The following is a 24,599-nucleotide window of genomic DNA, read 5'->3' as shown; positions in this document are numbered from 1 at the left end:
GCACGCTCAGGCGTCCAGATCCGCGATCCGTGCGGTCGACGGCGCGCGTCTCTCCTGGGCCGCGCGGGCGGTGAAGTCGGCCGTGCGCAGCACCCTCTGGAGATTTCCCCAGGTCAGCAGGGCCAGGTCGGTCTCCGGCCAACCGCGTCGCAGCAGCTCGGCGACAAGGTGCGGGTAGCAGGAGGCGTCGGTCAGCTCCTGCGGATGGGCGCACCCGGCGTCGTAGGTGCCGGACAGGCCCACGCTGCCGGGCCCGGCGACGGCGCGGACATGGTCGAGGTGGTCGGCGACGTCCCGGATGGTCGGCCCGGTCTGCTCCGCCGTCAGCGGCACGAGGCACAGGCCCTTCGCCCTGCCCAGCGCGGTGAGCAGTTCGTCGGGGAGATTGGCGGGGTGGGGGCGCAGGGCGCGGGCGCCGGAGCGGGTGCACAGGACGGGCGACTTGGAGGCGGCGAGGACGCGTCCCATGGTCCGCTCGGAGGCGCCGGAGAGGTCGGCGAGCACACCGAGCCGGTTCATCTCGCGCACGACTTCCTCGCCGAACCGGGTCAGCCCCGCCTCGCTCGCCCAGGAGGTGCCGGTGAGGGTGACGATGCGCAGGCCGAGGGCGTGCAGGACGCGCAGCAGACTCACGGAGTCGTCCAGCGCGGCGGCGGTGGCCGGGCCGAGCAGCACGGCGGTGCGCCCGCAGTTGCGGGCGTCGATGACCTGCCCGGCGGTGCGCGCCAGGCGCAGCCCCTCGGGGTGGTTGCCGATCACCGTGCGGACCAGGTCCAGCTGCTCCAGCGTCGCGGCGACGGCCCGGTCGGCGGCGAGGCCCTCGGGCAGGTGCAGTGAGCAGAGCAGCGCGCCGACATGGCCCTGCCGCATCCGCGGGACGTCGGTGTCGACGGCGATCTCGCCGAGCTCCAGGTCGTACCAGGGCAGATGGCGCAGCGCCCACGGCAGCCCGCTGTAGCCGTCGGCGACGGGGTGGGCGGCGAGCAGGGCGTGCGCCCGGCCCAGCAGGTCGGCGTCCGGCTCGTCCATGGCGGGGTACGGATCCGCCGGGAACGGGGGGTCCAGGGACAGGGCGTCGAGCTCGCCGACCTCAGCTGTGGTGTGCAGGTCGTTCTGGAGATCGGCCATGGCTGGCTCCGTACGTGCGCGGGCGATCGCTGTACGGCCACCGTCGCACGGGCCTCCGAAGGGCTCCTGGTGGGCGCGGCGTTCGGGCTAGCCGCGGCGGGGTCCCGGTGAGACCGACTCCGGCCCCGCCGGGACCGGGCGTCGGCCCCGGCCGCGCACCACCGCTCCCCGCCCTCGCGTTCAGCCGTCCAGCGCTTCGATCGTCGCGTTGGACGGGCCGCGGGTGGACTGGAGGTCGCGGGCCACGTCCTCCGCCGCGCCCAGTACCCGTACCGCGTTCCGCCAGGTCAGCTTGGCCAGGTCGGACCTGGACCAGCCGCGGTCCAGGAGTTCCGCGACGAGGTTCGGATAGCCGGAGACGTCGTCCAGGCCCTGGGGAGTGAAAGCGGTGCCGTCGTAGTCGCCGCCGATGCCCAGGTGGTCGACGCCGGCCACCTCCCGCATGTGGTCCAGGTGGTCGGCGACGGTCGCCACGGTCGCGACCGGGCGCGGATTGCGCTCCTCGAAGGCCCGGTGCACCCGCATCGCCTCGGCGGTGGTGTCGAGGTGGTGGAAACCGTGCGCGCGCATGTTCTCGTCCGCCTCGGCCGTCCAGTCGACGGCCGCCTGGAGCACGAACTTCGGCACGAACGTCACCATCGCGACGCCCCCGTTGGCGGGCAGCCGTTCCAGGACGTCGTCGGGGATGTTGCGCGGGTGGTCGCAGACGGCACGGGCGGAGGAGTGCGAGAAGATCACCGGCGCGGCGGTGGTCTCCAACGCGTCCCGCATGGTCGTCGCGGCCACGTGCGAGAGGTCCACCAGCATGCCCTCGCGGTTCATCTCCCGCACCACCTCGCGGCCGAAGGCCGACAGGCCGCCGACGCCGGGCTCGTCGGTCGCGGAGTCCGCCCAGGCCACGTTGTCGTTGTGGGTGAGGGTCAGATAGCGGACGCCGAGCGCGTACAACGACCGCAGTGTCGCGAGGGAGTTGGCGATGGAGTGACCGCCCTCGGCACCCATGAGGGAGGCGATACGGCCCTCCGCGCGCGCCGCCTCCATGTCACCGGCCGTCAGGGCGGGCGCGAGCACCTTCGGGTACCGGACGAGCAACTGCCGTACGCAGTCGATCTGTTCCAGCGTCGCGGGCACCGCGTCGGGCAGGTCCGAGCGGACGTACACGGACCAGAACTGCGCCCCGACCCCGCCCTCGCGCAGCCGCGGCAGGTCGGTGTGGAGGTGGGCGCCCTGGGGAGCGGCGATGTCCCGGGCGTCGAGGTCGTAGCGGACCTGCTCACGCAGCGCCCAGGGCAGGTCGTTGTGCCCGTCGGCCACCGGGAACTCGCGCAGAAGTTCCCGTGCCTGGTCCAGTGCGGTCATGGCCGCCCCCCTGTCTGTCGCCATCAGTTGCCGAAACGTCCTTCGCCCTCGGTCGCCGAGCATCGATCGCCGAAGCGTCAGTTGCCGAATCCGAAGCCGCCGCCCGCGCCGTCGACCTTGGCGCGCAGCCGCTTGCCCTTCTCGGTGGCCTGGACGTTCAGCTCCTGCTGGAAGTCCTTCATCCGGCCGAGGAGGTCCTCGTCGTGGGCGGCGAGGATCCGGGCCGCGAGCAGTCCGGCGTTGCGGGCACCGGCGACCGAGACCGTGGCGACCGGCACACCGGCCGGCATCTGCACGATGGACAGGAGGCTGTCCATGCCGTCCAGGTACTTCAGCGGCACCGGGACACCGATCACCGGCAGCGGGGTCACGGACGCGAGCATGCCGGGCAGATGGGCGGCGCCGCCCGCACCGGCGATGATCACCTTGAGTCCCCGGTCCGCGGCCTGCTCGCCGTACGTGACCATCTCGCGCGGCATCCGGTGCGCGGAGACGACGTCGACCTCGTAGGCGATCTCGAACTCGTCGAGCGCCTTGGCGGCGGCCTCCATGACGGGCCAGTCGGAGTCCGACCCCATGACGATGCCAACAACGGGGCTCATTCGGTGATCGTGCCTCTCAGGTAGCCGGCAGCGTGACGGGCGCGCTCCAGCACGTCGTCGAGGTCGTCGCCGTAGGTGTTGACGTGACCGACCTTGCGGCCGGGCTTCACGTCCTTGCCGTACATGTGGATCTTCAGTTTGGGGTCGCGGGCCATGCAGTGCAGGTACGCGGAGTACATGTCGGGGTAGTCGCCGCCGAGGACGTTGACCATGACCGTCCACTTCGCGCGCGGGCGCGGGTCGCCGAGCGGGAGGTCGAGCACGGCCCGGAGGTGGTTGGCGAACTGGGAGGTGATGGCGCCGTCCATCGACCAGTGGCCGGAGTTGTGCGGTCGCATCGCCAGTTCGTTGACGAGGATCCGCCCGTCGCGGGTCTGGAACAGCTCGACGGCGAGGTGGCCGACGACTCCGAGCTCCTTGGCGATGGTCAGCGCCATCTCCTCGGCGCGCAGGGCGAGGGCCTCGTCGAGGTCGGGGGCGGGCGCGATCACCGTGTCGCAGACCCCGCCCACCTGCTGGGATTCGACCACCGGGTAGGCGACGGCCTGGCCGTGCGGGGAGCGGACGACGTTCGCCGCGAGTTCCCGTACGAAGTCGACCTTCTCCTCGGCGAGGACGGGGACGCCGGCACGGAACGGTTCGGCGGCCTCCTCGACGGAGCCCACGACCCACACGCCCTTGCCGTCGTAGCCGCCGCGGACGGTCTTGAGGACGACGGGGAAGCCCTCGCCCTCGGCCGCGAACGCGGCCACGTCCTGCGGGTCGCTCACGAGGCGGTGCCGTGGGCACGGCACGCCGAGCGCGTCGAGCCTCGCCCGCATCACGCCCTTGTCCTGGGCGTGCTGGAGCGCCTCGGGGCCGGGGCGCACGGGGATGCCGTCCGCCTCCAGGGCCCGTAGGTGCTCGGTGGGCACGTGCTCATGATCGAACGTGATCACGTCGCACCCGCGCGCGAAGGCGCGCAGCGTGTCGAGGTCGCGATAGTCGCCGACCACGACATCGCCGACCACCTGCGCCGCGGAATCCTGCGGGGTGTCACTGAGGAGCTTGAACCTGATGCCCAACGGGATGCCCGCTTCGTGCGTCATACGCGCGAGCTGGCCCCCGCCGACCATGCCGACTACCGGGAACGTCACGCCCCCAGGGTATCCGCCACGCCAGGTCGGCCGGTTTCCGCCTCTTCTGCGGGCGTGAGGACATACACAGGCGATCACGGGAAGGCGGTGGTTAGCATGGCGGAGTTGACGAAACCGACCGACTGGGGGCCTGTACGACCATGGGACGTGGTTCCGCAGGGCTACGCAGGCTCGTACGGGAGGTCGCGAGGTTCGGGGCGGTGGGTGGCGCGGGTCTCCTCGTCAACCTTCTCGTGTTCAACCTGGTACGGCATGTGACCGACCTCCAGGTGGTGCGCGCCAGTGTGATCGCGACGGTGGTGGCGATCGCCTTCAACTACCTGGGCTTTCGCTATTTCACCTACCGCGACCGCGACAAGAGCGGCCGTACGAAGGAACTGACGCTGTTCCTGCTCTTCAGCGGGGTCGGCCTGGTGATCGAGAACGGTCTGCTGTACGCGGCGACGTACGGCTTCGGCTGGGACAGCCCGCTGCAGAGCAACATCTTCAAGTTCGTCGGCATCGGCGTCGCGACGCTCTTCCGGTTCTGGTCCTACCGCTCCTGGGTGTTCCGGGCGCTGCCCGCCCAGGAGGCCGTGCCCGACGCGGAATCGTTCCTGGAGACCGCCGAGCCGGTACGGCCGACGCAGCGGGCCCGGGTGTGACCCCCGGGCCGCAGGCCCCGGCGCCCGCCTCAGCGAACCGTCCGCTCCTCGTCCGACGCCTTCGTCACCGGCGTACGCGACAGGAACAGCCCGAAGACCGGCGGCTGGGCCTGGAGCATCTCCAGGCGGCCTCCGTCGGCCTCCGCGAGGTCACGGGCGACGGCCAGGCCGATACCGGTGGAGTTGCGGCCGCTGATCGCGCGCTCGAAGATGCGGGCGCCCAGGTCGGCCGGGACGCCGGTGCCCTCGTCGGTGACCTCGATGACCGCCTGGTTGCCGGTGACGCGGGTGCGCAGGGCGACCGTGCCGCCACCGTGCATCAGCGAGTTCTCGATCAGGGCCGCCAGCACCTGCGCGACCGCGCCCGGCGTGCCCACCGCCTCCAGGTGCCGCTTGCCGGAGCTGACGATCGCGCGGCCCACGTTGCGGTAGGCCGGGCGCCACTCGGCGAGCTGCTGCTGGATCACCTCGTCGAGGTCGAAGGTGACCGCCGAGCCGGTGCGCGGGTCGCGGCTGTTGGTGAGCAACCGCTCGACGACGTCCGTGAGGCGCTCCACCTGCGTGAGCGCGATGGTCGCCTCCTCCTTCACGGTGGCCGGGTCGTCGGTGAGGGTGATCTCCTCCAGCCGCATGGACAGCGCGGTGAGCGGGGTGCGCAGCTGGTGGGAGGCGTCGGCGGCGAGGCGGCGCTCGGCGGTGAGCATCCGGGCGATGCGTTCGGCGGAGGCGTCCAGGACGTCGGCGACGCGGTCCAGCTCCGGGACGCCGTACCGCTTGCGGCGGGGGCGGGGGTCGCCGGAGCCGAGGCGCTCGGCGGTCTCCGCGAGGTCGGTGAGCGGTGAGGCGAGTCGGTTGGCCTGCCGCAGGGCGAGCAGCACCGCGGCGATGACGGCCAGCAACGCCACCGCGCCGATCATCAGCAGCGTACGGCCGACCTCCTGGGTCACCGCGGAGCGCGGCTCCTGGACGGTGACCGTCTCGCCCTCCTCGCCCTGCCGGGTCGACTCGATGACGTCACCGGACGGCTTCTGGCCGATCTCGATCGGCGGCTGGCCGGGGATGTGCACCACGGCGTACCGGTCGTCGCCGACCTGGTCGACGAGGATCTCGGAGGTGATCTGCTCGTGGCCGAGGATCCGGCTGTCGACGATGCCGGTCAGCCGCACCGCCTCGGACTCGACCCGCTCCTGGGCGCTGGTGCTGATCGTGCGGGTCTCCACCACGACGAGGGAGACGCCGAAGACGGCGATCACGACGAGCACCACGGCGAGCGTGGACTGGATCAGTCGGCGGCGCATGTCCCTCTTACCCGTGTGTTACCCGCGGCTTACCCGGGGAGCCCGGCGCGGGGCTAGCTCTTCTCGAAGCGGAAGCCCACGCCGCGTACGGTCGCGATGTAGCGGGGGTTCGCCGCGTCGTCGCCCAGCTTCTTGCGCAGCCAGGAGATGTGCATGTCGAGGGTCTTGGTGGACGACCACCAGGTGGTGTCCCACACCTCGCGCATCAGCTGATCGCGGGTGACGACCCGGCCGGCGTCCCGCACCAGGACCCGCAGCAGGTCGAACTCCTTGGCGGTGAGCTGGAGCTCCTCGTCGCCCATCCAGGCGCGGTGGGACTCGACGTCGATCCGCACCCCGTGCGTGGCGGGCGGCTGCTGGGGCTCGGCGGCACCGCGCCGCAGCAGGGCCCGGACCCGGGCGAGCAGCTCGGCGAGGCGAAAGGGCTTGGTGACGTAGTCGTCGGCGCCTGCGTCGAGACCGACGACCGTGTCCACCTCGTCGGCGCGCGCCGTGAGGATCAGGATGGGCACGGTGTGGCCTTCGGCACGCAGTCGGCGGGCCACCTCCAGGCCGTCCATGCCGGGCAGCCCGAGGTCCAGCACGACCAGGTCGACGCCGCCCTGGATGCCCGCGTCGAGCGCGGTGGGTCCGTCCTCACGCACCTCGACCTCGTAACCCTCCCGGCGCAGTGCGCGCGCCAGCGGCTCCGAGATGGACGCGTCGTCCTCGGCGAGCAGTACACGGGTCATGAGCTGATGGTAGTCCGCCCGTGGCCTGGGCCGGGGCGCGATGACGAGGCCGGGATTCTTACCCGGCCGTGCTTTGGTACGAACCTGCATCTGTAGCGTGGGATCAGGCCGAGACCTTGGAAAGGGTGGGTGCGGTTCCCGCGACACCTGTGATCCGCGTCTCAAGTCCTTCCATTTCCGGCAGTGTCCTGTCGTATGGTGATTGGACGCCTGTAGCACCGCGGGGACCTTTGGCGGACGTCATGTCGCCAAGGGTCACTTTTGTGTGCGGGCCGGCCGGTGGCCGGCCAGGAATGACCTGTGGCCGGGCCGCGCGCGCAGAGAGGCACGCGAGGCGTGGATCCCGGTGGGCGTCGTCCACCGCTCCATGATCCGGGGCGGACTCCCCGTGGGCGTGGGGTGGACGACCGATCCGCCGGTGCCGGCCGTCCCCCCACCGGGCGCGCATCGCTCTAGGAGCGCGTCCCGACCAGCAAGGATCGACCATGGCGTCCAGCCTGACGAAGGACTCGGCCTCCCCGGGCACCCCCGGCACCGAGAAGACCTTCTTCGGCCACCCCCGCGGTATGGCCACGCTTTTCATGACGGAGATGTGGGAGCGCTTCTCCTGGTACGGAATGCGCGGCATCCTCGTTCTCTACCTGATCGCGGGCGTCCTCGACGGCCCCCTGGCGGGCCGGGAAGCCCTCGCCGCCTCGATCTACGGCGTGTACAACGCGGTCGTGTACATGGCCGCCATGCCCGGTGGCTGGGTCGCGGACCGGCTCTGGGGTGCCCGTAAGGCCGTACTGGTGGGCGGCATCGTCATCGCCCTCGGCCACTTCACGCTGGCGATCCCCGCGGACGCCGCCTTCTTCTGCGGTCTGGGTCTGATCGCGATCGGCACCGGGCTGCTCAAGCCGAACATCTCCGCGATGGTCGGTGGCCTCTACGAGGGCCAGCCCAGCGCCCGCCGCGACGCCGGTTTCACGCTCTTCTACATGGCGATCAACATCGGCGGCATGGCCGCCCCGCTGGTCGTCGGCTACCTCGGCGAGAACGTCAACTGGCACCTCGGCTTCGGTGTCGCCGGTGTCGGCATGACCCTCGCCGTCATCCAGTACGTCCTCGGCGGCCGCCACCTGGGTGACATCGGCAAGCACCCCGGCACCCCGGCCTCGCCGGAGGAGAAGCGGTCCGCGCTGCGCAAGGTCGCACTGTGGAGCGGTGTCGCCGTCGCCGCACTGGTCCTGGACATCGCGCTGGGGACGTACGACATAGAGCACATCGTCAACGTGCTCGCGGTCCTCGGCATCGTGATCCCGATCATCTACTTCGTGACGATCTACCGGAACCCCGCCCTGACCAGCCAGGACAAGCCCAAGATCCAGGCCTTCGCCTGGTTCTTCGCCACCGCCGTGCTGTTCTGGATGATCTACGACCAGTCCGGTTCGCTGCTGACGATCTTCGCGGACGGCAAGACGGACCGCACGATCGGCGGCTGGGAGTTCCCGGCGTCCTGGTACCAGTCCGTGAACCCGGCCATGGTCATCGTGCTCGCCCCGATCTTCGCCGCCCTCTGGGTGAAGCTGGCCAAGCGCGACCGTGAGCCCAGCACGCCCATGAAGTTCGCCCTGGCGATGCTGCTCATCGGTGGCTCGTTCGGCATCATGGGCCTGGCCGGCGCCGCTGCCGCGAACAGCGACACGGGCAAGGTCACCGTCTTCTGGCTGCTGAGCGTCTACCTGGTGCAGACCCTCGGCGAGATGTGCCTGTCGCCGGTGGGCCTGTCCCTGTCGACGAAGCTGGCGCCGAAGCAGTTCGTGGGCCAGATCATGGGTTTGTGGTTCCTGGCGACCGCGACGGGCAACGCCCTCAACGGCTGGACCACCAAGCTCAACGCGCCGCTGGGCGACGCGGTCTACTACACGATGTGGGCGATCATCGCCGTCGCGGCCGGACTGGCCTTCATGACGGCCGGCCGCAAGATCCGCGCCCTGATGGGCGACGTGAAGTAGCCGTACGTGCCCCTTGGGCCACCGCATCCTCCTCGGACGTGGTGGCCCTTGGCGTTTCTCAGGGCTTGCGGGCCAGGAACGTGAACACCGCGCCGCCCAGCAGGACCGCCGTGCCGGCGACCAGGGCGAGGGCCTTGAGGACGGCGTTGTCGCCGGCGCCCGTTTCGGCGAGGCCGCCGCCGGAGGACGAACCCCCCGCGGAGGAACCGCCCGACGACGAGCCGCCCGAGGACGAGCCGCCCGCGGCGCCGCCCGGCTGCTGGGTGGTGTCCAGGGTGAGCGAGACCTCGGTCTTCGACGGGGTGCACGTCGTGGTCGTGCCCAGGGCCTCGACCGTCAGCACACCCGGCGACAGCGTCGACTCACCGCTCGCCCCCGGCTTGTAGGTCCCGGTCAGATCGGGGATCTCGATCGGGTCGCCCGCCTTGATCGCCTCGGTGTTGGTGGGCCCCTCGACATGGACCGTGCCCGTGTCGGCACCGCCGAGCACCACCTCCATCGACGGCTTGACCGAGTCCTTCGGGATCTCGGCCGGGCTGTCCATCACCGACTCCTTGAACTGCACGGTGAGATCGAAGCTCCCGCCGTTCCTGCGGGCGTCGATCTGCACGGGCGAGGTGGCCTCCTTGTCACCGATGGGCGTCTTGCACTCGTAGGGGACCTGGACCTCCTTGCCGGTGAAGTCGGTCTGCCCGCTCGACGTGGGAGCGGGACTGCCGGAGGGCGCGGGGCTTCCGGAGGGCGCGGCGCTGCCCGTCGGCGAGGGTGGCGCCGATCCGCTGTCCGTGGGGCTCGGCGTCGGGCTGCCCGTCCCCGAGCCGCCGTCGGCCGGCGTCACATCGATGGTGGCCGCCGCCTGCACGGCCTCCTGCGGGGCGCACTTCGTGTCCGTCGACATGGCGTTGATGGCGTACGCGCCGGGCGTGAGCGTCACCGCGCCGGGCGCCGCCAGCTTCAGCGTGCCCTTCATGGCGGACAGCACCATGGCGCCGCCCTTGGGAATCGGCGGGTTCTCCCGCGGCCCCCGCATCGCGATGTCCGCGACCTGGGCACCGGCCGCCTTCAGGGTGCCGCTCGGCTGCACCGAGTTCGCGGGCAGGTCGACGAGGTCGGGGTTCTCGGAGGCCGCCCGCACGAACGTCCAGACCACCTCCACCTCGTCCCCCACCTTCGCCGTCGCCGGAGCGGCGACCGCCACCGTCGTGGTGCCCTGCACGGGCGGCAGTCCGGAGATGGGCGGCGGGACGCACTCGGTCCGGTACGACACCTCGGCGGCCTGAGCGGGCACCGCTGCCACGCCGAGCAGCACCCCGGCACCGCCCACCAGCATCGCCAGGGCGGCCGGTGTGACTCTCCTTCGCGTTCTCACGTGGGTCCCTTTCTGAGCGGAGTCGTACGACTCGGCGGGCTGTCGTCGTGCGGTGCGGAGAGCCGACCGGCCGTGCCCGGATCCGCGTCCGGGGTGAACCACGGCAGGGTCGAGTTCGAGGGGGGCTGCGGTCGCCGACGGGCACTCGGACACGGCAGCCGCATGGGGAGCCGACGGTGCCGTACACCGCCCGGCCGGCGCGGCCGTACCCGGTCCACCACGGCCATCCCGGCGCGGAACACCGCCGCCGGCACCACAAGGCAGACCAGGACCCAGAAGAGCGTCACGCCCCAGGGCCGGCCCACGGCCCAGGGCTGCTCGGCGAGGACCTTCCCGCCGTACTTCAGGGAGACGGTGTAGTCGCCGTGCGCCCCGGCCGCCAGTTCGGCCGGCAGCCGGATCTGCGCCTTCCGGCCCGGTGCGATCGTGCCGCGCCACTGCCGTTCCTCCCATGCGGGCGCGAACACGCCGTGCGAGGTGCCGACCTGGAAGACGGGGTCGGTGACGGCCGAGGTGCCGACGTTGCCGACGGTGAGGACGAGGGTGCGGGCGGGCGGTGCGCCGAACCAGGTCAGCAGGCCGCTGGAGCCGTCGAGCCGGGTGTCGTCGAGCACCGAAAGGCGCCCGCCCGCCGGTTCCGCGGGCAGCGGTTCGACGGTGTGCCCGGCCACCTGGAAGATCGCGTCGGCCTGCGCCTCGGGGCCGGTGACGGTGGCGACGTGCACGACACACGGGCACGGCACGGGCGGCTCGGCGACCGGCAGTTCCTTGCGGAACCGGCCCTCGGCGTCGGTGGTGACGGCCCGTCCGTCCGCGTTGGCGCAGGAGTTGGTGCCCCCGATGACGCCCCGGGACGGCACGGACTGCCCGCAGATCAGGATCATCAGCAGCGTCCGCTTTCGCCACCCGCCGCCGGTCACGGTGACCGAACCCCCGGTCCCCGCCTGCGACGTGGACAGCTTCACCTCCGGCCCGTCGGCGGCGACGGCGACGGCAGGCGGGGGCACGAGCAGCAGCAGCGCCGCGAACGCCGGGACCAGGAACCGCGTCCTCACCTGACCACTCCCGTCAACTCGGCCGGTTCACACACTCGTTCGCGCACGGGCGGTGGCTCAGGGGCCGTACGGCGCCTTCGCCGCAGAACGACCCTCAGCGCCACCGTGCCGAGGGCCAGGGCGACGCCGCCCGCCGCCACCCCGCCCCACGGCACGAACCTCGCCGAGGTCCGCGCGGTGTCCCGCGCCCCTCCCGCCGCGGTCACGGTCAGCCGTACGTCGACCGCGTCCAGCACGGGCCTGCCGTGCCAGGGTTCGCCGAGGTGCAGACGGCGGCCCGGGGCGAGCTCGACGGGCAGGGTGCGCGGGGCGCGGTCGAGGAGCGTGCCGAAGACGCCGTCGGCGTGCACGGAGAGGGTGGGTACGAGGTCGGTGGTGCCGCGGTTGACGAGGTCGTACGTGATGCGGTCACCGCGTACGGCGACCCGCTCGACGGTGAGCGCGGACAGCGCGGGCCCGCCGATCCGCAGCAGCAGGGGGACGGACCCCGCCCCGCCGTCGCCGCCCCGGACGGCGATCGTCCCCGTGCGGTCACCGGGCGCCGCCCCCTCGGGCACGGTCACGGTGAACGGGACGTCGGCGCGGGTGCGGGCGGGCACGCGTATCTCGGCGTCGGCGAAGGTGACCGGCACGCCGGTTCCAGTCAGCCGGACGGTGACCGGACGCCGTGTGCCGTTGGTCACGGAGACCGTGTCCCGCAGCGCCGCGCCGGGCGCGCCCTCCGCGTAGAAGGCGGGACGGCCGCCACCGGCGGGCGCTACGGACCAGCCCTCGCCCGCCGCGGTCGCCGCCGGGGCGGCACACAGCAGGGCGAGGAGGGAGAGGCAGACGGCGTGCACGGCACGGGTGGGACACGACATCGGCGGCTCCAGAGGTCGTACTCCGGGATGGTCGGCGGTGTACCGCCCGGTTCCGGTGACTCGGCGCGGCGTACGCCTACCGACGGGTTCCGGCGGCTCAACGGCGTACGCGTGCCGCCTGGTTCCGTCGGGTCAGCCAGAGCGCGCCCGCCGCGCCCGCCAGCAGGACCGTTCCGCCGAGCGTGCCGAGGGCGATCGCGGAGTCCTCGGGGCCGGTCCGCGGGAGTTGCGCGCCTGAGTCGCCGCCGCCCTGCTGGGGCGCTCCCCCGCCGGCCGACGCGGTGACGTCGAGCGTGAGGGACGGCCCGGGGTCGTTGCTCGGGATGCAGGTGGTCGTCGTGCCCAGGGCCTTGATGGTGAGGATCCCCGCAGTGAAGGTGACCTTGCCGGTCTTCTTCGGGGTGTAGGTGCCCGACAGGTCGCTGATCGTGATGGGGGTATCGGCGGGGATCGCGGCCTGATTGGGGGGGCCGGTCACGGTCAGCGTGCCGCTGTCGGCGCCGCCCAGCGCGACGGTGGCGCTCGGGTTCATCGCGCCCTTGCCGAGTTCGACGGGGCTGGAGGAGACGCCCTTCTGCCAGGACATGGTGATCCGGTAGCCGGCCCCGCTCCTGACGCCCTTGATGTCGATGGGCGAGACCGCGCTCTTGTCACCGATCGGCGTCTTGCACTGGTAGTTGACGTCGACGACCTCGGCCTGGGCCGCGGGGGCGGCGAGCAGTACCGCCGAGCCGGCCAGGGCGGTGGCGGACGCGAGCGCCGCGGTTCGTTTCCGGTACGACACGGTGGACATCGTCGCCCCCTCATTTCCTGACGGCACATCAGATCGGGCCGTCAAGGTACGCCCGGGGAGATGAGGAGGGAAGACGTGAGGCGTGTCGGAAGTGTGGGGATGCGAAACGCCCTACGCGGGCGCTCCCAGCTCCGCCCACACTCTCTTGCCGGCGACACCGGGGGCCCGTACGACACCCCAGTCCAGACAGAGGCGCTGCACGATGAACATCCCGTGCCCGCCCGGCCGTCCGGCCCGGTGCGGCGTCCGCGGCGCGGGCTGCCCCGTCCCGCGGTCGGAGACCTCGATCCGGATCACCTTGTTGTCGCAGGTGATGAACATCTCGTCCGGCCCCTCCGCGTGCAGGCACGCGTTGGTGACCAGCTCGGAGACGACGAGCAACACGTCCTCCGCGGCCGCCCGCTGATCCGCGGTCGCGGCCGGCAGCCAGCCCCACGCGTACAGCGCCTGACGGGCGAAATCACGGGCCAGCGGCACGACGCCGCTCTCGCCGTCGAACCTCAGCCTGCGTACCTGACCTGCCCCCGGCGACACGGTCGCGCCCCCTGCGGACGCCCCGGTCCCTGGCACGCCCCCCTCGGACACCCCGGAAGCGCCGCTGGGCTCCGGGCCGCGGTCGCCCGGCGGGTAGGGCCGGGTGGTGCTCATCAGCGCTTCACCTCACCGATTCACCAGTTCACGATTCAAGAGTTCAGTTACGAATAGGTCGGTGCTCAGTACTCACTGTCCGCACGCTCGATCACGATTGCCGCCGACATGTTCAGGATGTCTCCTGCCCGACCGATCCGGGGGAACACCCCCTACTTCGGGACGACCCAGGACGCTCAGTCGGCATCGCCCTCGCCGGACAGGGCCGCCTCGACCGTGTCGTGCACGGTGAAGACCGCATCCGCTCCCGTGATCTCGAACACACGAGCCACCACGGGCTGCATGCCCGCCAGGTGCACTCCGCCCCCGGCGTCCTCCGCCTTCAGACGGGCACCGAGCAGTACGTTCAACCCCGTGGAGTCGCAGAACTCCAGCCGCGAACAGTCGACGACCAGACGACTGAAACCCTTGGCGAGGCATGCGTCCAGTGGTTCCCGCAACAGATCGGCGGTGTGGTGATCGAGCTCACCCGCCGGCGTCACGACGGCACTGGAGCCCTCCTCCCGCACCTCCACCAGAAGCCGGCCCGACTGCGCACTGCCGACCGTCCCGTGGTCCATGCCGTCTCTCTCTCCCGAGGTCGTGGCTGCTGACTGTCGCCCTCGAACACTACGCCTTCCCTACGTGCTTCGACAGCCGAACATCCGCCCAGAAACGGACATATGCCCACAGAACGCACTTGCGAAGGGTTCGGGAAAGCGGGTAGGGCTAGTAGAGACACGTAAACCAACACGGCCGGCTTTGGAGGCGCCGCACACCGCAGTGCACGTAATGGCTTCGGCAGCCTTATGCCGAGAACGATGGAGGACATCATGTCACCCCGGCTCGACGCATCGCATACCCGGACGGCGACGTCGACACCCACTTCGGAACATCTGGATCCCATCGCGCAGGACAGCGAGACGTTCGCCGTCCATGAGGACGCCCCCGGCGTCCAGGACGACGTACTGGCCGGACTTCCGGAGATCCCCCCGTACGACGAGGTCGGTCCCGTCGATGCGCGGGCCCTGTCCAAGACCCTCTTCGAGCGGCTGGAATCGCTCGAGGAAGGCACGCACGAGTACTCCTACGTGCGCAACACGCTCGTCGAACTCAACCTCGCGCTGGTCAAGTTCGCCGCCTCCCGGTTCCGCTCCCGCAGCGAGCCGATGGAGGACATCATCCAGGTCGGCACCATCGGCCTGATCAAGGCGATCGACCGCTTCGAACTCAGCCGTGGCGTCGAGTTCCCCACCTTCGCCATGCCAACCATCATCGGCGAGATCAAGCGCTTCTTCCGTGACACCTCGTGGTCCGTGCGCGTTCCGCGCCGGCTGCAGGAGCTCCGGCTCGACCTGGCCAAGGCCGGCGACGAGCTGGCCCAGCAGCTCGACCGCGCGCCCACGGTGGCCGAACTGGCGGAGCGGCTCGGGCTGTCCCACGACGAGGTCGTCGAGGGCATGGCCGCCTCGAACGCCTACACCGCCTCCTCGCTGGACGCGCAGCCCGAGGAGGACGACAGCGAGGGCGCCCTCGCGGACCGCATCGGGTACGAGGACCACGGGATCGAGGGCATCGAGTACGTCGAGTCCCTGAGGCCGCTGATCGCGGAACTCCCGCACCGGGACCGGAAGATCCTGTCCCTCCGCTTCGTCGCCAACATGACCCAGTCCGAGATCGGTGAGGAACTGGGCATCTCACAGATGCACGTGTCGCGGCTGCTGTCCCGGACGCTGGGACGGCTGCGCAAGGGGCTGACGGTCGAGGAGTGACACCGGCCCACCCACAGGCTTCCCGTCCGGCGCCCTCGGGCGCCGGACGCGCCGCTTCGGCCCCGCCGGGCCGACCGCTTCATTACCCTCGGTAACCTCTTTCCCCGCAAGCCTCCCTCCACCACTATGGTCAGCCACCAAACTGGCCGGTACGTCAGCGACTTGGCTGGGCTGCGGCGGGGACGCGAGGAGGTGGGTGGATGGCTCGGCCCGAGGGGACCGACAACGACGCGGCGGACGGCGGGCATTCCGGCGCGTCCGACGCACGGCTGACCGAACTGCTGCGCGCCGACAGCGCCGACGCCTACCCGGCGCTCCAGGAACTGCGCGCCCGTCACCAGGCGTCGGTCCTCACCTATGCCCGGCTGTGCACGACCGGGGACTCGACGGCCCGTCAGCTCGCGGCGCAGGCGTTCACGCTGGCGGCCCGCAAGACGGCACGCGGCACCGACCCGGCCGCCCCGTGGCGGCACCAGCTCCTGCTGCTGACCGGCCGGGTGGCCGCGACCTGGGCCGAGGGCGACCGCTCGGCGGCGCTCGACGCGGGCCTGCTGCTGGTCCTCAACACGGCCGGACCGAACGGGCCCCTCCCGCCCATGCTCGCCGCCTACCGGACGCTGCCCGACCGCTCCCGCGGCCTGATCTGGTACGGCCTCGTGGAGCAGGAGAGCGCCGAGCGGACCGCCGTACTGCTGGGCATCACCCCCGAGGACGTGACGTACGGCATCGAAGCCGCGCTGGGCGCGCTCGGCCGGTCCCTGCTGCGATCCCGGCTGGCCGCCTCCGACGACCCGGACTGCCAGGACTTCCGGCGGCTGATCGAGGAGTCGGTGCGGCCGCAGTCGCCCCGGCACAGTCCCGACCTGGCCACCCACATGGCGCACTGCCCGCACTGCACCACCGCCTACGAGGAGCTGACCGCCCTGCGCGACGCGCCGCGCACCGCGCTGGCGGAGGGGCTGATGCCGTGGGCCGGCGCGGCCTACGCGGCGCGGATCGGCGGCGAACCGGGCGCCGGGTACGCGGCGCGGACCACCGGCGCGTCGGGCACGGGCGGCCGTGGCGCGCGGGAGCGGGCCTGGCCGCCGTCCCGCCGGGTGGCGCTCACCTCCGCGGGGCTGGGTGTGGCCCTCGCGCCGCTGCTGTTCCTCCTGCTGTCCCCGGGCGACTCCCCCACCGGGAACGCCTCGAACCGGATCGGCGTCACGCCGCCGCCCGCGGTGACGGTGACCGCGACCGTGCCGGCGCCCCCCGCCTCCCCCTCGGCCTCGGCCTCGAAGCCCGCCAAGCCGCCCTCCCCGACGGCGAGTCCGTCCCCGTCGCGCACGACCCACCCACCCAAGCCGTCCACGACCCCGCCACCGCCTCCACCGGCGTACCCGCCGGGCAGCGCCTACGCGCAGGTCGTGAACGTCGCCTCGGGGCTGTGCCTGGACATCCGGGACGGCGACCTGGACAAGGGCGTGGACGTGATCACGGCTCCCTGTGCGCAGGCCGCCACCCAGCGCTGGCGGGTCGACAGCGGGCGCGGTGTGCTCCAGTCGGCCGCCGACCCGGACTTCTGCCTGGACAGCCGGGGCTCGACGGACCGGGGCGTGGGCATCTGGACCTGCTCCTCCGTGGAAGGCAGGAACGCGCGCAACCTCACGTTCGTGGTGGACGACGCCGGACTGGTCCGGCCCGCCGTCGACGAGGGGACGGCGATGACGCCGGACGGCGAGGGCGGGCTGGAGTTCCGGTCGCTGGACGACGCGAACGGGGACCCGGACCAGCGGTGGCGGGCGGGAGCGGCCTGACCGGACGTCAGCCGACGCGCAGACCGCGCCGCCACACCTCGGTCACCAGGGGAACCCCCGGCCGGTAGGCCAGGTGCACATGGCTCGGGGCGTCGAGGAACGCCAGGTCGGCGTAGGCGCCGGGGCTCAGCCGGCCGATGTCGTCGCGGCGCAGGGCGCGGGCCCCGCCCGCCGTGGCGGACCAGAGCGCCTCGTCCGGGGTCATACGCATGTCCCGTACGGCGAGCGCGATGCAGAACGGCACGGACGAGGTGAACGACGAGCCCGGGTTGCAGTCCGTCGACAGCGCCACGGTGACGCCAGCGTCGAGGAGCCGGCGGGCGTCGGGCCACTCGGCGCGCGTGGAGAACTCGGCGCCGGGGAGCAGGGTGGCGACGGTGGAGCCACCGGCGAGCGCGTCGACGTCCGCGTCGGTGAGGTGGGTGCAGTGGTCGGCGCTGGCGGCGTCCAGTTCGACGGCGAGCTGGACGCCGGGGCCGTGGGTCAGCTGGTTGGCGTGGACGCGCGGGTGCAGGCCCTTGGCCTTGCCCGCGAGGAGGATCGCGCGGGCCTGGTCGCCGTCGAAGGCGCCTTTCTCGCAGAAGACGTCGATCCACCGGGCGTGCGGGGCGCAGGCGTCGAGCATCTCGCCGGTGACCAGGGCGACGTACGCCGCCGGGTCCTCGGCGTAGTCGGGGGGGACGATGTGGGCGCCGAGGTAGGTGACCTCGTCGGTGTGGGCGGCGGCGATGCGCAGGGCCCGGGACTCGTCCTCGACGGTCAGGCCGTAGCCCGACTTGGTCTCGAAGGTGGTGGTGCCCTGGCGGAGGGCCTCGGCCAGGTGACGGGTGAGGTTGGCCTCCAGCTGGGCGTCCGTGGCGGCACGCGTGGCGGCGACCGTGGTCCGGATGCCGCCCGCGCTGTACGCGCGGCCCGACATACGGGCGTTGAACTCCTCGGTGCGGTCGCCCGCGAAGACCAGGTGCGAGTGGGAGTCCACGAAGCCCGGGATCACCGCCCGGCCACCGGCGTCGACCCGGTTGTCGGTGGCGGGTGCTTTGCTTGATTCACCGGTCCACGCGACGCGGTCGCCGTCGATGACGACGGCCGCGTCCCGGATCAGGCCCAGGGGGGAACCGTCACCGAGGGAGGGGTCGTTGGTGACCAGTGCGGCGATGTCGGTGATGACGGTGGTCGTGCCGGGGGCGGCGCTGGTGGTGCTGCTCATGGCGTCCTCGTGGGGGCTCGGGTCGGCCTCGTTCGGGCCCGGGTCGGCGGTCGTCAGGCGCGCAGGGCGTCGACGGCTTGCGCCAGTGCCTGCGGCACATCGGGTACGAGGGTGTGCGCCCCGTCGCGTACGACGTGCCGCCCGCCCACGACCGTATGGCGCACATCCGCTGCCGTCGCGGCGAATACGGCCGTCTCGGCGCCGAGCCGGGGCAGCGGACCCGCGGTTCTGACCGAGTCGAGCGCGACCGTCGTGAAGTCGGCGAGCGCTCCGGGCTCCAGGGTGCCAGCGTCCGCCCAGCCGAGCGCGGCATGCCCGTCCGCCGAGGCGGCCCGCAGCAGGGCGGCTGCCGTCCAGTGGCCGCGGGTGCGGGTGCGCAGCCGCTCGTTCAGCTCCATCGCGCGCGCCTCTTCGAGCAGGTCGACGACGGCGTGGCTGTCGGAGCCGAGGCTGAGGGGGGAGCCCGCCTTCTGGAGGGCCACGGCCGGGCCGATGCCGTCGGCGAGGTCGCGCTCGGTGGTGGGGCACATGCAGGTGCCGGTGCCGCTGCCACCGATCAGCGCGATGTCCCCGCCGGTGAGATGCGTGTTGTGGACGCCGGTGGTGCGGGGGCCGAGCACGCCGTGGTCGGCGAGGAGCTGGGTGGGGGTGCGGCCGTGCGCGTTCAGGCAGGCCTCGTTCTCGGCGGTCTGCTCGGACAGGTGCACATGCAGCGGGGCCCGCCGCTCCTCGGCCCACCGGGCCACGGTCGCCAACTGGTCGGCGGGCACGGCCCGTACGGAGTGGATCGCCGCGCCGATCCGTGCGTGATCCCGTTCCTTGAGAACTGAACAGCGTTCGGCCCACTCCTGCGCCGTCCGGTCGGAGAAGCGGCGCTGGTGCGCGTCGGGCGGCTGCCCGAAGCCGGAGGAGAGGTAGCAGGTGTCGAGGAGGGTGATGCGGATCCCGGCCTCGGCGGCCGCCGCGACGAGCGCCTCGCCCATGGCGTTGGGGTCGGCGTAGGGCGTGCCGCCGTGGGCGTGGTGGACGTAGTGGAACTCGCCGACGGCCGTGATCCCGGCGAGGGCCATCTCGGCGTAGACCGCCCTGGCCAACGCGTGGTACGTGTCCGGGGTGAGCCGGTCGGCGGTGGCGTACATCACCTCGCGCCAGGTCCAGAAGGTGCCCGAGCCGACCTGCACGGTGCCGCGCAGGGCGCGGTGGAAGGCGTGGCTGTGGGCGTTGGCGAGGCCGGGGAGGGTGAGACCGCGCAGGACCTCGGCACCGGGGGGCGGCGCCCCGGTGTCCTGGTGGACGGCGGTGATCCGGCCGCCCTCGGTGTCGACGGCGACTCCCGGCTCGACATGGGTGCCGAGCCAGGCGTGCTCCAGCCAGTACGTCCGTGTCACGCGCGGGTCAGCCCTTCCAGTACGTCGGCGAGTGCCCCCACCGCGGCCACGCAGTCGTCCTCGGCGGCGAACTCGGCCGGGGAGTGCGAGACGCCGGTGGGGTTGCGCACGAACAGCATGGCGGTCGGGATCGTCCCGGACAGGATTCCGGCGTCGTGTCCGGCGCCGGTGCCCAGGACGGGGACCTTGAGGTCGGTGTCCTTGCCGAGGATGCGGGCGAGTTCGTCGCGCAGGGCGTGGTCGAACTCGACGACCGGTGTGAACGACTCGCGTACCACGTCCAGGTCGACACCATGCGCGTCGGCGTATTCGCGGGCCGCCCGCTGGATCCCGGTGACGACGGTGTCGAGGGCCTGCTGGTCGGCGGCGCGGGAGTCGAGCCAGCCACGCACCAGGGAGGGAATGGCGTTGACCCCGTTGGGCTCGACGGCGATCTTGCCGAAGGTGGCGACGGCCTGCGCGAGGTGGGCCTCGCGGCGGGCGGCGAGGACGGTTTCGGCGTACGGCAGCATCGGGTCGCGCCGGTCCACGAGCCGGGTGGTGCCGGCGTGGTTGGCCTCGCCCCGGAAGTCGAACCGCCAGCGGCCGTGCGGCCAGATGGCGCTGGCGATGCCCACCCGGTCGCCTGACAGGTCCAGGGCGCGCCCCTGTTCGACGTGCAGCTCGACGAAGGCACCGATGCGGGCGAGTCGCTCCGGGTCGGGTCCGATGGCGTCGGGGTCGTACCCGGCGGCCTCCATGGCCTGCGGCAGCGTGGTCCCGTCGCCGTCGGTCAGGCGGTGCGCCTGTTCGACGGTGAGCTGCCCGGCGGCGAGCCGGGACCCGACGCAGGCAAGCCCGAAGCGGGCGCCCTCCTCGTCGCCGAAGTTGACGACGGCGAGTGGCTTGCCGAAGCGCACGCCGCGACCGCGGAGTTCGTCCAGCGCGGCGAACGACGAGACCACCCCGAGGGGCCCGTCGAAGGCCCCGCCGTCGGGCACGGAGTCGAGATGCGACCCGGTGACGACGGCGTCCCCCTGCGCGGGGTCCCCCAGCCAGGCCCACTGGTTGCCGTTGCGGTCCAGCTCGTAGACCAGTCCCCGCGCCTCGGCCTGCGCCCGGAACCAGTCCCGGCACTCGGCGTCGGCCCCGGTCCAGGCGAAGCGGCGGTAGCCACGGGTGCCGGGGTGTCGTCCGACGGGGAGCAGCTCGCGCCACATCTCCTGGAAGGAGGCGCCGTGGGGGACGGCGGCTGCCGGGGCCGCGTCCGGCGCGGCCCCGCCCGTGGCCGTGCCGTCGGCCCGGCCGTCCTCGGTGCGCGTCACGCCTGGTCACCCTCACGCATCGGTACCCGCACGCCGCGGTCCGACGCCACCGACTCGGCGATGTCGTAGCCCGCGTCGACGTGCCGGATGACGCCCATCCCGGGGTCGTTGGTGAGGACCCGCCGGATCTTCTCGCCGGCCAGCGCCGTACCGTCGGCCACCGTCACCTGGCCGGCGTGGATCGAGCGGCCCATGCCGACGCCGCCACCGTGGTGGAGGGAGACCCAGGACGCGCCCGACGCCACGTTCACCATCGCGTTCAGCAGCGGCCAGTCGGCGATCGCGTCGGAGCCGTCGAGCATGGCCTCGGTCTCGCGGTAAGGGGAGGCCACGGAGCCGCAGTCGAGGTGGTCGCGCCCGATGACGATCGGCGCGGCCAGCTCCCCGCTCGCGACCATGTCGTTGAACCGCTCGCCGGCCTTGTCCCGCTCGCCGTACCCGAGCCAGCAGATCCGGGCGGGCAGGCCCTGGAAGTGGACGCGTTCGCCGGCCATCTTGATCCAGCGGGCCAGGGACTCGTTCTCGGGGAAGAGGTCGAGGATCGCCTTGTCGGTCTTGGCGATGTCGGCCGGGTCGCCGGACAGGGCCGCCCAGCGGAAGGGGCCCTTGCCCTCGCAGAACAGCGGGCGGATGTAGGCGGGGACGAAGCCGGGGAAGGCGAAGGCCCGGTCGTACCCGGCCAGTCGGGCCTCGCCGCGGATGGAGTTGCCGTAGTCGAACACCTCGGCGCCGGCGTCCATGAAGCCCACCATCGCCTCGACGTGCCGGGCCATGGACTCACGGGCCCGCGTCGTGAAGCCCGCCGGGTCCTTCGCCGCGTAGGCCGCCATCTCGTCGAAGCCGACGCCGAGCGGCAGGTACGCCAACGGGTCGTGCGCCGAGGTCTGGTCGGTGACGATGTCGATGGGGGCGCCCATGGCGAGAAGCTGCGGGACGAGCTCGGCGGCGTTGCCGAGGACGCCGATGGACAGCGGGCGCCGGGCGTCGCGGGCCTCGGTGGCGAGCTGGAGGGCGTGATCGAGGGAGTCGGCCTTGACGTCGAGGTAGCGGTGCTCGATGCGCCTCTCGATGGCCCGCGGGTCGCAGTCGATGCAGATCGCGACGCCGTCGTTCATGGTCACGGCGAGCGGCTGGGCGCCACCCATGCCGCCGAGTCCGGCGGTGAGGGTGATCGTCCCGGCGAGCGTGCCGTCGAACTTCTTCGCGGCGACCGCGGCGAAGGTCTCGTAGGTGCCCTGGAGGATGCCCTGGGTGCCGATGTAGATCCAGGAACCGGCGGTCATCTGCCCGTACATGGTCAGGCCGAGGGCCTCCAGGCGGCGGAACTCCTCCCAGTTGGCCCAGTCGCCGACGAGGTTGGAGTTGGCGATGAGGACCCGCGGCGCCCACTCGTGGGTCTGCATGACGCCGACGGGGCGGCCGGACTGGACGAGCATCGTCTCGTCCTGCTTCAGCCCCTGGAGCGTGCGCACCATCGCGTCGAAGGACCGCCAGTCCCGCGCCGCCTTGCCCGTGCCGCCGTAGACGACGAGCTTGTCGGGGTGTTCGGCGACCTCGGGGTCGAGGTTGTTCTGCAGCATCCGCAGGGCAGCTTCCTGCTGCCAGCCCAGGGCGCTCGGCTGCGTACCGCGCGGCGCTCGTACGGGGCGGGGTCCTGACATGGTCTGCCTCCTGGTGGCTGCTCTCTCGGAGCTCCCTGCGGAATGTTGCTGGCGTTATTCACATCCTGGCGACATGAATAGAGCTAGTCAATAGTGGGGCTGCCCGACACGGCGCCGGCACGGATGTTTGGCTGGATGCATGGAGCATGCGCAGCGAAGCGACAGAACGATCTACACGACGGGGGACCCCATGGACGACGTTCCTGAAGGCGGGGCGGGCGACGCACGCGCGGCGCGACGCGACGAGGCCGTGCGGGCCGCCGTGGAACAGGGGCTGCTGGGGCCCGACGCCCCGCTCGCCGGGCTGCTGGACGTCACCGGCATCCGGGAGTCGGCGGCGGAGCTGCGCGCGGCGTTCGACGCGGTGGTGGCACCCGGCACGCCCGTGCTGCACGCCTTCGCGGTGAAGGCCTCCCCGCTGGTCCCGGTGCTGCGGCTGCTGCGTGACGAGGGCATCGGCGCGGAGGTGGCGAGCCCGGGCGAGCTGGCGCTGTCCCGGGCGGCCGGGGTGGCGCCTCAGCGGACGGTGCTGGACTCGCCCGCGAAGACCCCGGCGGAGCTGCGCGAGGCGCTGGCGCTGGGCATCGCCGTCAACGCGGACAACCCGCAGGAACTGGACCGCCTCGACGCCCTCATGCGCTCCGCACCGAGCCGCTCCCCCCTCGGACTCCGGGTGAATCCGCAGGTCGGCGGCGGTTCCATCGAGGCGCTCTCCACTGCCACGGCGACCTCGAAGTTCGGCGTCGCGCTGCGGGACGAGGGGGCGCGCGAGTGGGTGATACGGGCGTACGCCGAGCGTCCCTGGCTGACCCGGCTGCACGCGCACACCGGCTCTCAGGGCATCCCGCTGTCCCGGATGACCGAGGGCGTGGCGGCGACGTACGCGCTGGCGGAGGAGATCAACCGGCGGATCGGGCGGCCGCAGGTCGACACGCTCGACATCGGTGGCGGGCTGCCGGTGAACTTCGCCTCGGAGGCGACGACACCGACGTACGCGCAGTACGCGCGGATGCTCAAAGAGGCGGTGCCCGGGCTGTTCGACGGGCGGTACGGGCTGGTCACCGAGTTCGGGCGGTCGCTGCTGGCCAAGCATGGGACGGTGGTGGCGCGGGTGGAGTACGCCAAGAGCGCGGGCGGCCGGCCGGTGGCGGTGACGCACGCGGGCGTGCAGGTGGCGGCGCGGACGGTGTACGCGCCGGGGTCGTGGCCGCTGCGAATCGCCGCGTACGACGGCAAGGGGCGGCCGAAGGAGGGGCCGGCCGTGGTACAGGACGTGGCGGGACCGGCGTGCTTCGCGGGTGACCTGCTGGCCGAGGGCCGCGAGCTGCCGCTGCTGGAGCAGGGGGACTACGCGGCGGCGCTGGACACAGGCGCTTACTACTTCGCCCACCACTACGCGTACAACTCCCTGGCCCGGCCGGGCGTCTACGGTTTCGTGCCGGACGGCGCGGGGGGCGTGGCCTTCGCGACCGTACGCACCCCGCAGCCGATCGACGAGATCGTGGCCGAGTCCGGCGGGGCGCACGCGGGCACGCTGAGCGCGCTTCCCGCGCCCGCGAAGGGGTGATCAACTTGCCGGTAAACGACGCCAGTTGACCCACATTAGCCACTCGCCGCATGTTCCACCGGAAAATGCCAGAACGCTCACCCGCCGCACACACGTTGCGTAGTCTCTGGGTCACTCAGCCGAACCCAGGCAGGAGGGGAGTCCACGGTGCCCGGAATCGACGAGTGCTTACTCGAAGCCATGAGGCTGCCCGGCGCCCGGGGGGCCGCGCTGGTCGACTGGACGAGCGGACTGGCACTGGGCACCGTCGGCGAGGCGCCGGGCGGTGACCACGAGGCGGCGGCCGCCGAGGCCGCGGAGCTGGC

20 protein-coding genes and 1 pseudogene are annotated in these 24,599 nt (G+C 72.3%); 5 read left to right on the top strand and 16 right to left on the bottom strand.

Annotation, left to right across the window (positions count from 1 at the left end; translation table 11 throughout):
• Positions 1 to 6 precede the first annotated feature (6 nt).
• From AB0O67_RS07790 to AB0O67_RS07775, 4 genes are all read right to left on the bottom strand, one after another.
• Positions 7 to 1,128 carry a dipeptidase gene (locus AB0O67_RS07790; RefSeq protein WP_365447293.1) on the bottom strand — a complete coding sequence of 374 codons (1,122 nt, stop codon included), beginning with the start codon at positions 1,126 to 1,128 and terminating at the stop codon, positions 7 to 9.
• 180 nt (positions 1,129 to 1,308) lie between these two features.
• Positions 1,309 to 2,487 (bottom strand): dipeptidase, encoded by a 1,179-nt coding sequence (locus AB0O67_RS07785; RefSeq protein ID WP_365447291.1) that lies wholly within the window; start codon positions 2,485 to 2,487, stop codon positions 1,309 to 1,311.
• Between the two features lie 77 nt (positions 2,488 to 2,564).
• A complete protein-coding gene (gene purE, locus AB0O67_RS07780; protein ID WP_365447289.1) occupies positions 2,565 to 3,089 on the bottom strand; it encodes a 5-(carboxyamino)imidazole ribonucleotide mutase in 525 nt (174 codons plus the stop codon).
• On the bottom strand, positions 3,086 to 4,225 hold the full coding sequence (locus AB0O67_RS07775; RefSeq protein ID WP_365447287.1) for a 5-(carboxyamino)imidazole ribonucleotide synthase: 1,140 nt from the start codon (positions 4,223 to 4,225) through the stop codon (positions 3,086 to 3,088). The genes purE and AB0O67_RS07775 overlap by 4 nt, the downstream gene beginning before the upstream one ends.
• Before the next feature lie 140 nt (positions 4,226 to 4,365).
• Here AB0O67_RS07775 and AB0O67_RS07770 point away from each other — a divergent pair, with 140 nt between their 5' ends.
• On the top strand, positions 4,366 to 4,869 hold the full coding sequence (locus tag AB0O67_RS07770) for a GtrA family protein (RefSeq protein ID WP_365447285.1): 504 nt from the start codon (positions 4,366 to 4,368) through the stop codon (positions 4,867 to 4,869).
• A 29-nt stretch (positions 4,870 to 4,898) separates the two neighbouring features.
• Here the strand turns inward: AB0O67_RS07770 and AB0O67_RS07765 are convergent, their stop codons facing one another.
• Both AB0O67_RS07765 and AB0O67_RS07760 read right to left on the bottom strand, forming a co-directional pair.
• Positions 4,899 to 6,167 carry an ATP-binding protein gene (locus AB0O67_RS07765; RefSeq protein WP_365447283.1) on the bottom strand — a complete coding sequence of 423 codons (1,269 nt, stop codon included), beginning with the start codon at positions 6,165 to 6,167 and terminating at the stop codon, positions 4,899 to 4,901.
• Positions 6,168 to 6,220: 53 nt separating this feature from the next.
• Positions 6,221 to 6,898: a response regulator transcription factor gene (locus tag AB0O67_RS07760; protein WP_141311399.1), complete on the bottom strand. Its 678-nt coding sequence runs from the start codon at positions 6,896 to 6,898 to the stop codon at positions 6,221 to 6,223.
• Between the two features lie 485 nt (positions 6,899 to 7,383).
• Here AB0O67_RS07760 and AB0O67_RS07755 point away from each other — a divergent pair, with 485 nt between their 5' ends.
• Complete coding sequence (locus AB0O67_RS07755; protein ID WP_365447281.1) at positions 7,384 to 8,895, top strand: peptide MFS transporter; 1,512 nt, start codon at positions 7,384 to 7,386, stop codon at positions 8,893 to 8,895.
• A gap of 58 nt (positions 8,896 to 8,953) precedes the next feature.
• Here the strand turns inward: AB0O67_RS07755 and AB0O67_RS07750 are convergent, their stop codons facing one another.
• The 6 genes from AB0O67_RS07750 to AB0O67_RS07725 form a co-directional block, all read right to left on the bottom strand.
• A complete protein-coding gene (locus AB0O67_RS07750) occupies positions 8,954 to 10,225 on the bottom strand; it encodes a hypothetical protein (protein ID WP_365447371.1) in 1,272 nt (423 codons plus the stop codon).
• Between the two features lie 35 nt (positions 10,226 to 10,260).
• Positions 10,261 to 11,283: a hypothetical protein gene (locus AB0O67_RS07745; protein ID WP_365447369.1), complete on the bottom strand. Its 1,023-nt coding sequence runs from the start codon at positions 11,281 to 11,283 to the stop codon at positions 10,261 to 10,263.
• A gap of 32 nt (positions 11,284 to 11,315) precedes the next feature.
• Positions 11,316 to 12,179 (bottom strand): hypothetical protein, encoded by an 864-nt coding sequence (locus AB0O67_RS07740; RefSeq protein ID WP_365447279.1) that lies wholly within the window; start codon positions 12,177 to 12,179, stop codon positions 11,316 to 11,318.
• Positions 12,180 to 12,276: 97 nt separating this feature from the next.
• Positions 12,277 to 12,963 carry an LPXTG cell wall anchor domain-containing protein gene (locus AB0O67_RS07735; protein WP_365447367.1) on the bottom strand — a complete coding sequence of 229 codons (687 nt, stop codon included), beginning with the start codon at positions 12,961 to 12,963 and terminating at the stop codon, positions 12,277 to 12,279.
• A 120-nt stretch (positions 12,964 to 13,083) separates the two neighbouring features.
• Positions 13,084 to 13,620: an ATP-binding protein gene (locus tag AB0O67_RS07730; RefSeq protein WP_365447277.1), complete on the bottom strand. Its 537-nt coding sequence runs from the start codon at positions 13,618 to 13,620 to the stop codon at positions 13,084 to 13,086.
• Positions 13,621 to 13,796: 176 nt separating this feature from the next.
• Complete coding sequence (locus tag AB0O67_RS07725) at positions 13,797 to 14,180, bottom strand: STAS domain-containing protein (RefSeq protein ID WP_365447275.1); 384 nt, start codon at positions 14,178 to 14,180, stop codon at positions 13,797 to 13,799.
• 252 nt (positions 14,181 to 14,432) lie between these two features.
• Between AB0O67_RS07725 and AB0O67_RS07720 the strand changes: the two genes are divergently transcribed.
• Together AB0O67_RS07720 and AB0O67_RS07715 are read left to right on the top strand one after the other, a co-directional pair.
• Positions 14,433 to 15,371, top strand: a complete 939-nt coding sequence (locus AB0O67_RS07720; RefSeq protein WP_365447273.1) for an RNA polymerase sigma factor SigF — start codon at positions 14,433 to 14,435, stop codon at positions 15,369 to 15,371.
• Positions 15,372 to 15,571: 200 nt separating this feature from the next.
• On the top strand, positions 15,572 to 17,167 hold the full coding sequence (locus AB0O67_RS07715; RefSeq protein WP_365447271.1) for an RICIN domain-containing protein: 1,596 nt from the start codon (positions 15,572 to 15,574) through the stop codon (positions 17,165 to 17,167).
• Positions 17,168 to 17,174: 7 nt separating this feature from the next.
• Here AB0O67_RS07715 and hutI read toward each other — a convergent pair whose 3' ends face one another.
• The 4 genes and pseudogenes from hutI to hutU form a co-directional block, all read right to left on the bottom strand.
• Entirely contained in the window at positions 17,175 to 18,374 is a 1,200-nt protein-coding gene (hutI, locus tag AB0O67_RS07710) for an imidazolonepropionase (protein WP_365447269.1), read from the bottom strand.
• 53 nt (positions 18,375 to 18,427) lie between these two features.
• Positions 18,428 to 19,762: a formimidoylglutamate deiminase gene (locus AB0O67_RS07705; protein ID WP_365447267.1), complete on the bottom strand. Its 1,335-nt coding sequence runs from the start codon at positions 19,760 to 19,762 to the stop codon at positions 18,428 to 18,430.
• The gene (locus tag AB0O67_RS07700; protein ID WP_365447365.1) at positions 19,759 to 20,961 is read right to left on the bottom strand and encodes an allantoate amidohydrolase; all 1,203 of its coding nucleotides are present in this window, start codon (positions 20,959 to 20,961) and stop codon (positions 19,759 to 19,761) included. Before AB0O67_RS07700 ends, AB0O67_RS07705 begins: the two co-directional genes overlap by 4 nt.
• A 104-nt stretch (positions 20,962 to 21,065) precedes the next feature.
• A pseudogene (gene hutU, locus AB0O67_RS07695) lies at positions 21,066 to 22,727 on the bottom strand (urocanate hydratase); the annotation flags it as partial.
• Between the two features lie 190 nt (positions 22,728 to 22,917).
• On the opposite strand from hutU, the gene AB0O67_RS07690 reads away from it, so the two are divergent.
• Positions 22,918 to 24,294 (top strand): diaminopimelate decarboxylase, encoded by a 1,377-nt coding sequence (locus AB0O67_RS07690; RefSeq protein ID WP_365447265.1) that lies wholly within the window; start codon positions 22,918 to 22,920, stop codon positions 24,292 to 24,294.
• Positions 24,295 to 24,599: the final 305 nt, after the last annotated feature.

It is taken from the genome of Streptomyces sp. NPDC086077 (assembly GCF_040686175.1).
In the GTDB taxonomy this organism is placed as follows: domain Bacteria; phylum Actinomycetota; class Actinomycetes; order Streptomycetales; family Streptomycetaceae; genus Streptomyces.
This window is presented reverse-complemented; position numbering and strand designations above follow the sequence as displayed.

Excerpts from the sequence above, each read along its gene's own strand:
- AB0O67_RS07740 (WP_365447279.1), bottom strand. The coding sequence starts at position 12,179 with ATGTCGTGTCCCACCCGTGCCGTGCACGCCGTCTGCCTCTCCCTCCTC.
- AB0O67_RS07750 (WP_365447371.1), bottom strand. The coding sequence starts at position 10,225 with ATGCTGGTGGGCGGTGCCGGGGTGCTGCTCGGCGTGGCAGCGGTGCCC.
- AB0O67_RS07730 (WP_365447277.1), bottom strand. The coding sequence starts at position 13,620 with ATGAGCACCACCCGGCCCTACCCGCCGGGCGACCGCGGCCCGGAGCCC.
- AB0O67_RS07765 (WP_365447283.1), bottom strand. The coding sequence starts at position 6,167 with ATGCGCCGCCGACTGATCCAGTCCACGCTCGCCGTGGTGCTCGTCGTG.
- AB0O67_RS07785 (WP_365447291.1), bottom strand. The coding sequence starts at position 2,487 with ATGACCGCACTGGACCAGGCACGGGAACTTCTGCGCGAGTTCCCGGTG.
- AB0O67_RS07690 (WP_365447265.1), top strand. The coding sequence starts at position 22,918 with ATGGACGACGTTCCTGAAGGCGGGGCGGGCGACGCACGCGCGGCGCGA.
- AB0O67_RS07700 (WP_365447365.1), bottom strand. The coding sequence starts at position 20,961 with ATGTGGCGCGAGCTGCTCCCCGTCGGACGACACCCCGGCACCCGTGGC.
- AB0O67_RS07715 (WP_365447271.1), top strand. The coding sequence starts at position 15,572 with ATGGCTCGGCCCGAGGGGACCGACAACGACGCGGCGGACGGCGGGCAT.
- purE (WP_365447289.1), bottom strand. The coding sequence starts at position 3,089 with ATGAGCCCCGTTGTTGGCATCGTCATGGGGTCGGACTCCGACTGGCCC.
- hutI (WP_365447269.1), bottom strand. The coding sequence starts at position 18,374 with ATGAGCAGCACCACCAGCGCCGCCCCCGGCACGACCACCGTCATCACC.
- AB0O67_RS07755 (WP_365447281.1), top strand. The coding sequence starts at position 7,384 with ATGGCGTCCAGCCTGACGAAGGACTCGGCCTCCCCGGGCACCCCCGGC.
- AB0O67_RS07725 (WP_365447275.1), bottom strand. The coding sequence starts at position 14,180 with ATGGACCACGGGACGGTCGGCAGTGCGCAGTCGGGCCGGCTTCTGGTG.
- AB0O67_RS07720 (WP_365447273.1), top strand. The coding sequence starts at position 14,433 with ATGTCACCCCGGCTCGACGCATCGCATACCCGGACGGCGACGTCGACA.
- AB0O67_RS07760 (WP_141311399.1), bottom strand. The coding sequence starts at position 6,898 with ATGACCCGTGTACTGCTCGCCGAGGACGACGCGTCCATCTCGGAGCCG.
- AB0O67_RS07770 (WP_365447285.1), top strand. The coding sequence starts at position 4,366 with ATGGGACGTGGTTCCGCAGGGCTACGCAGGCTCGTACGGGAGGTCGCG.
- AB0O67_RS07790 (WP_365447293.1), bottom strand. The coding sequence starts at position 1,128 with ATGGCCGATCTCCAGAACGACCTGCACACCACAGCTGAGGTCGGCGAG.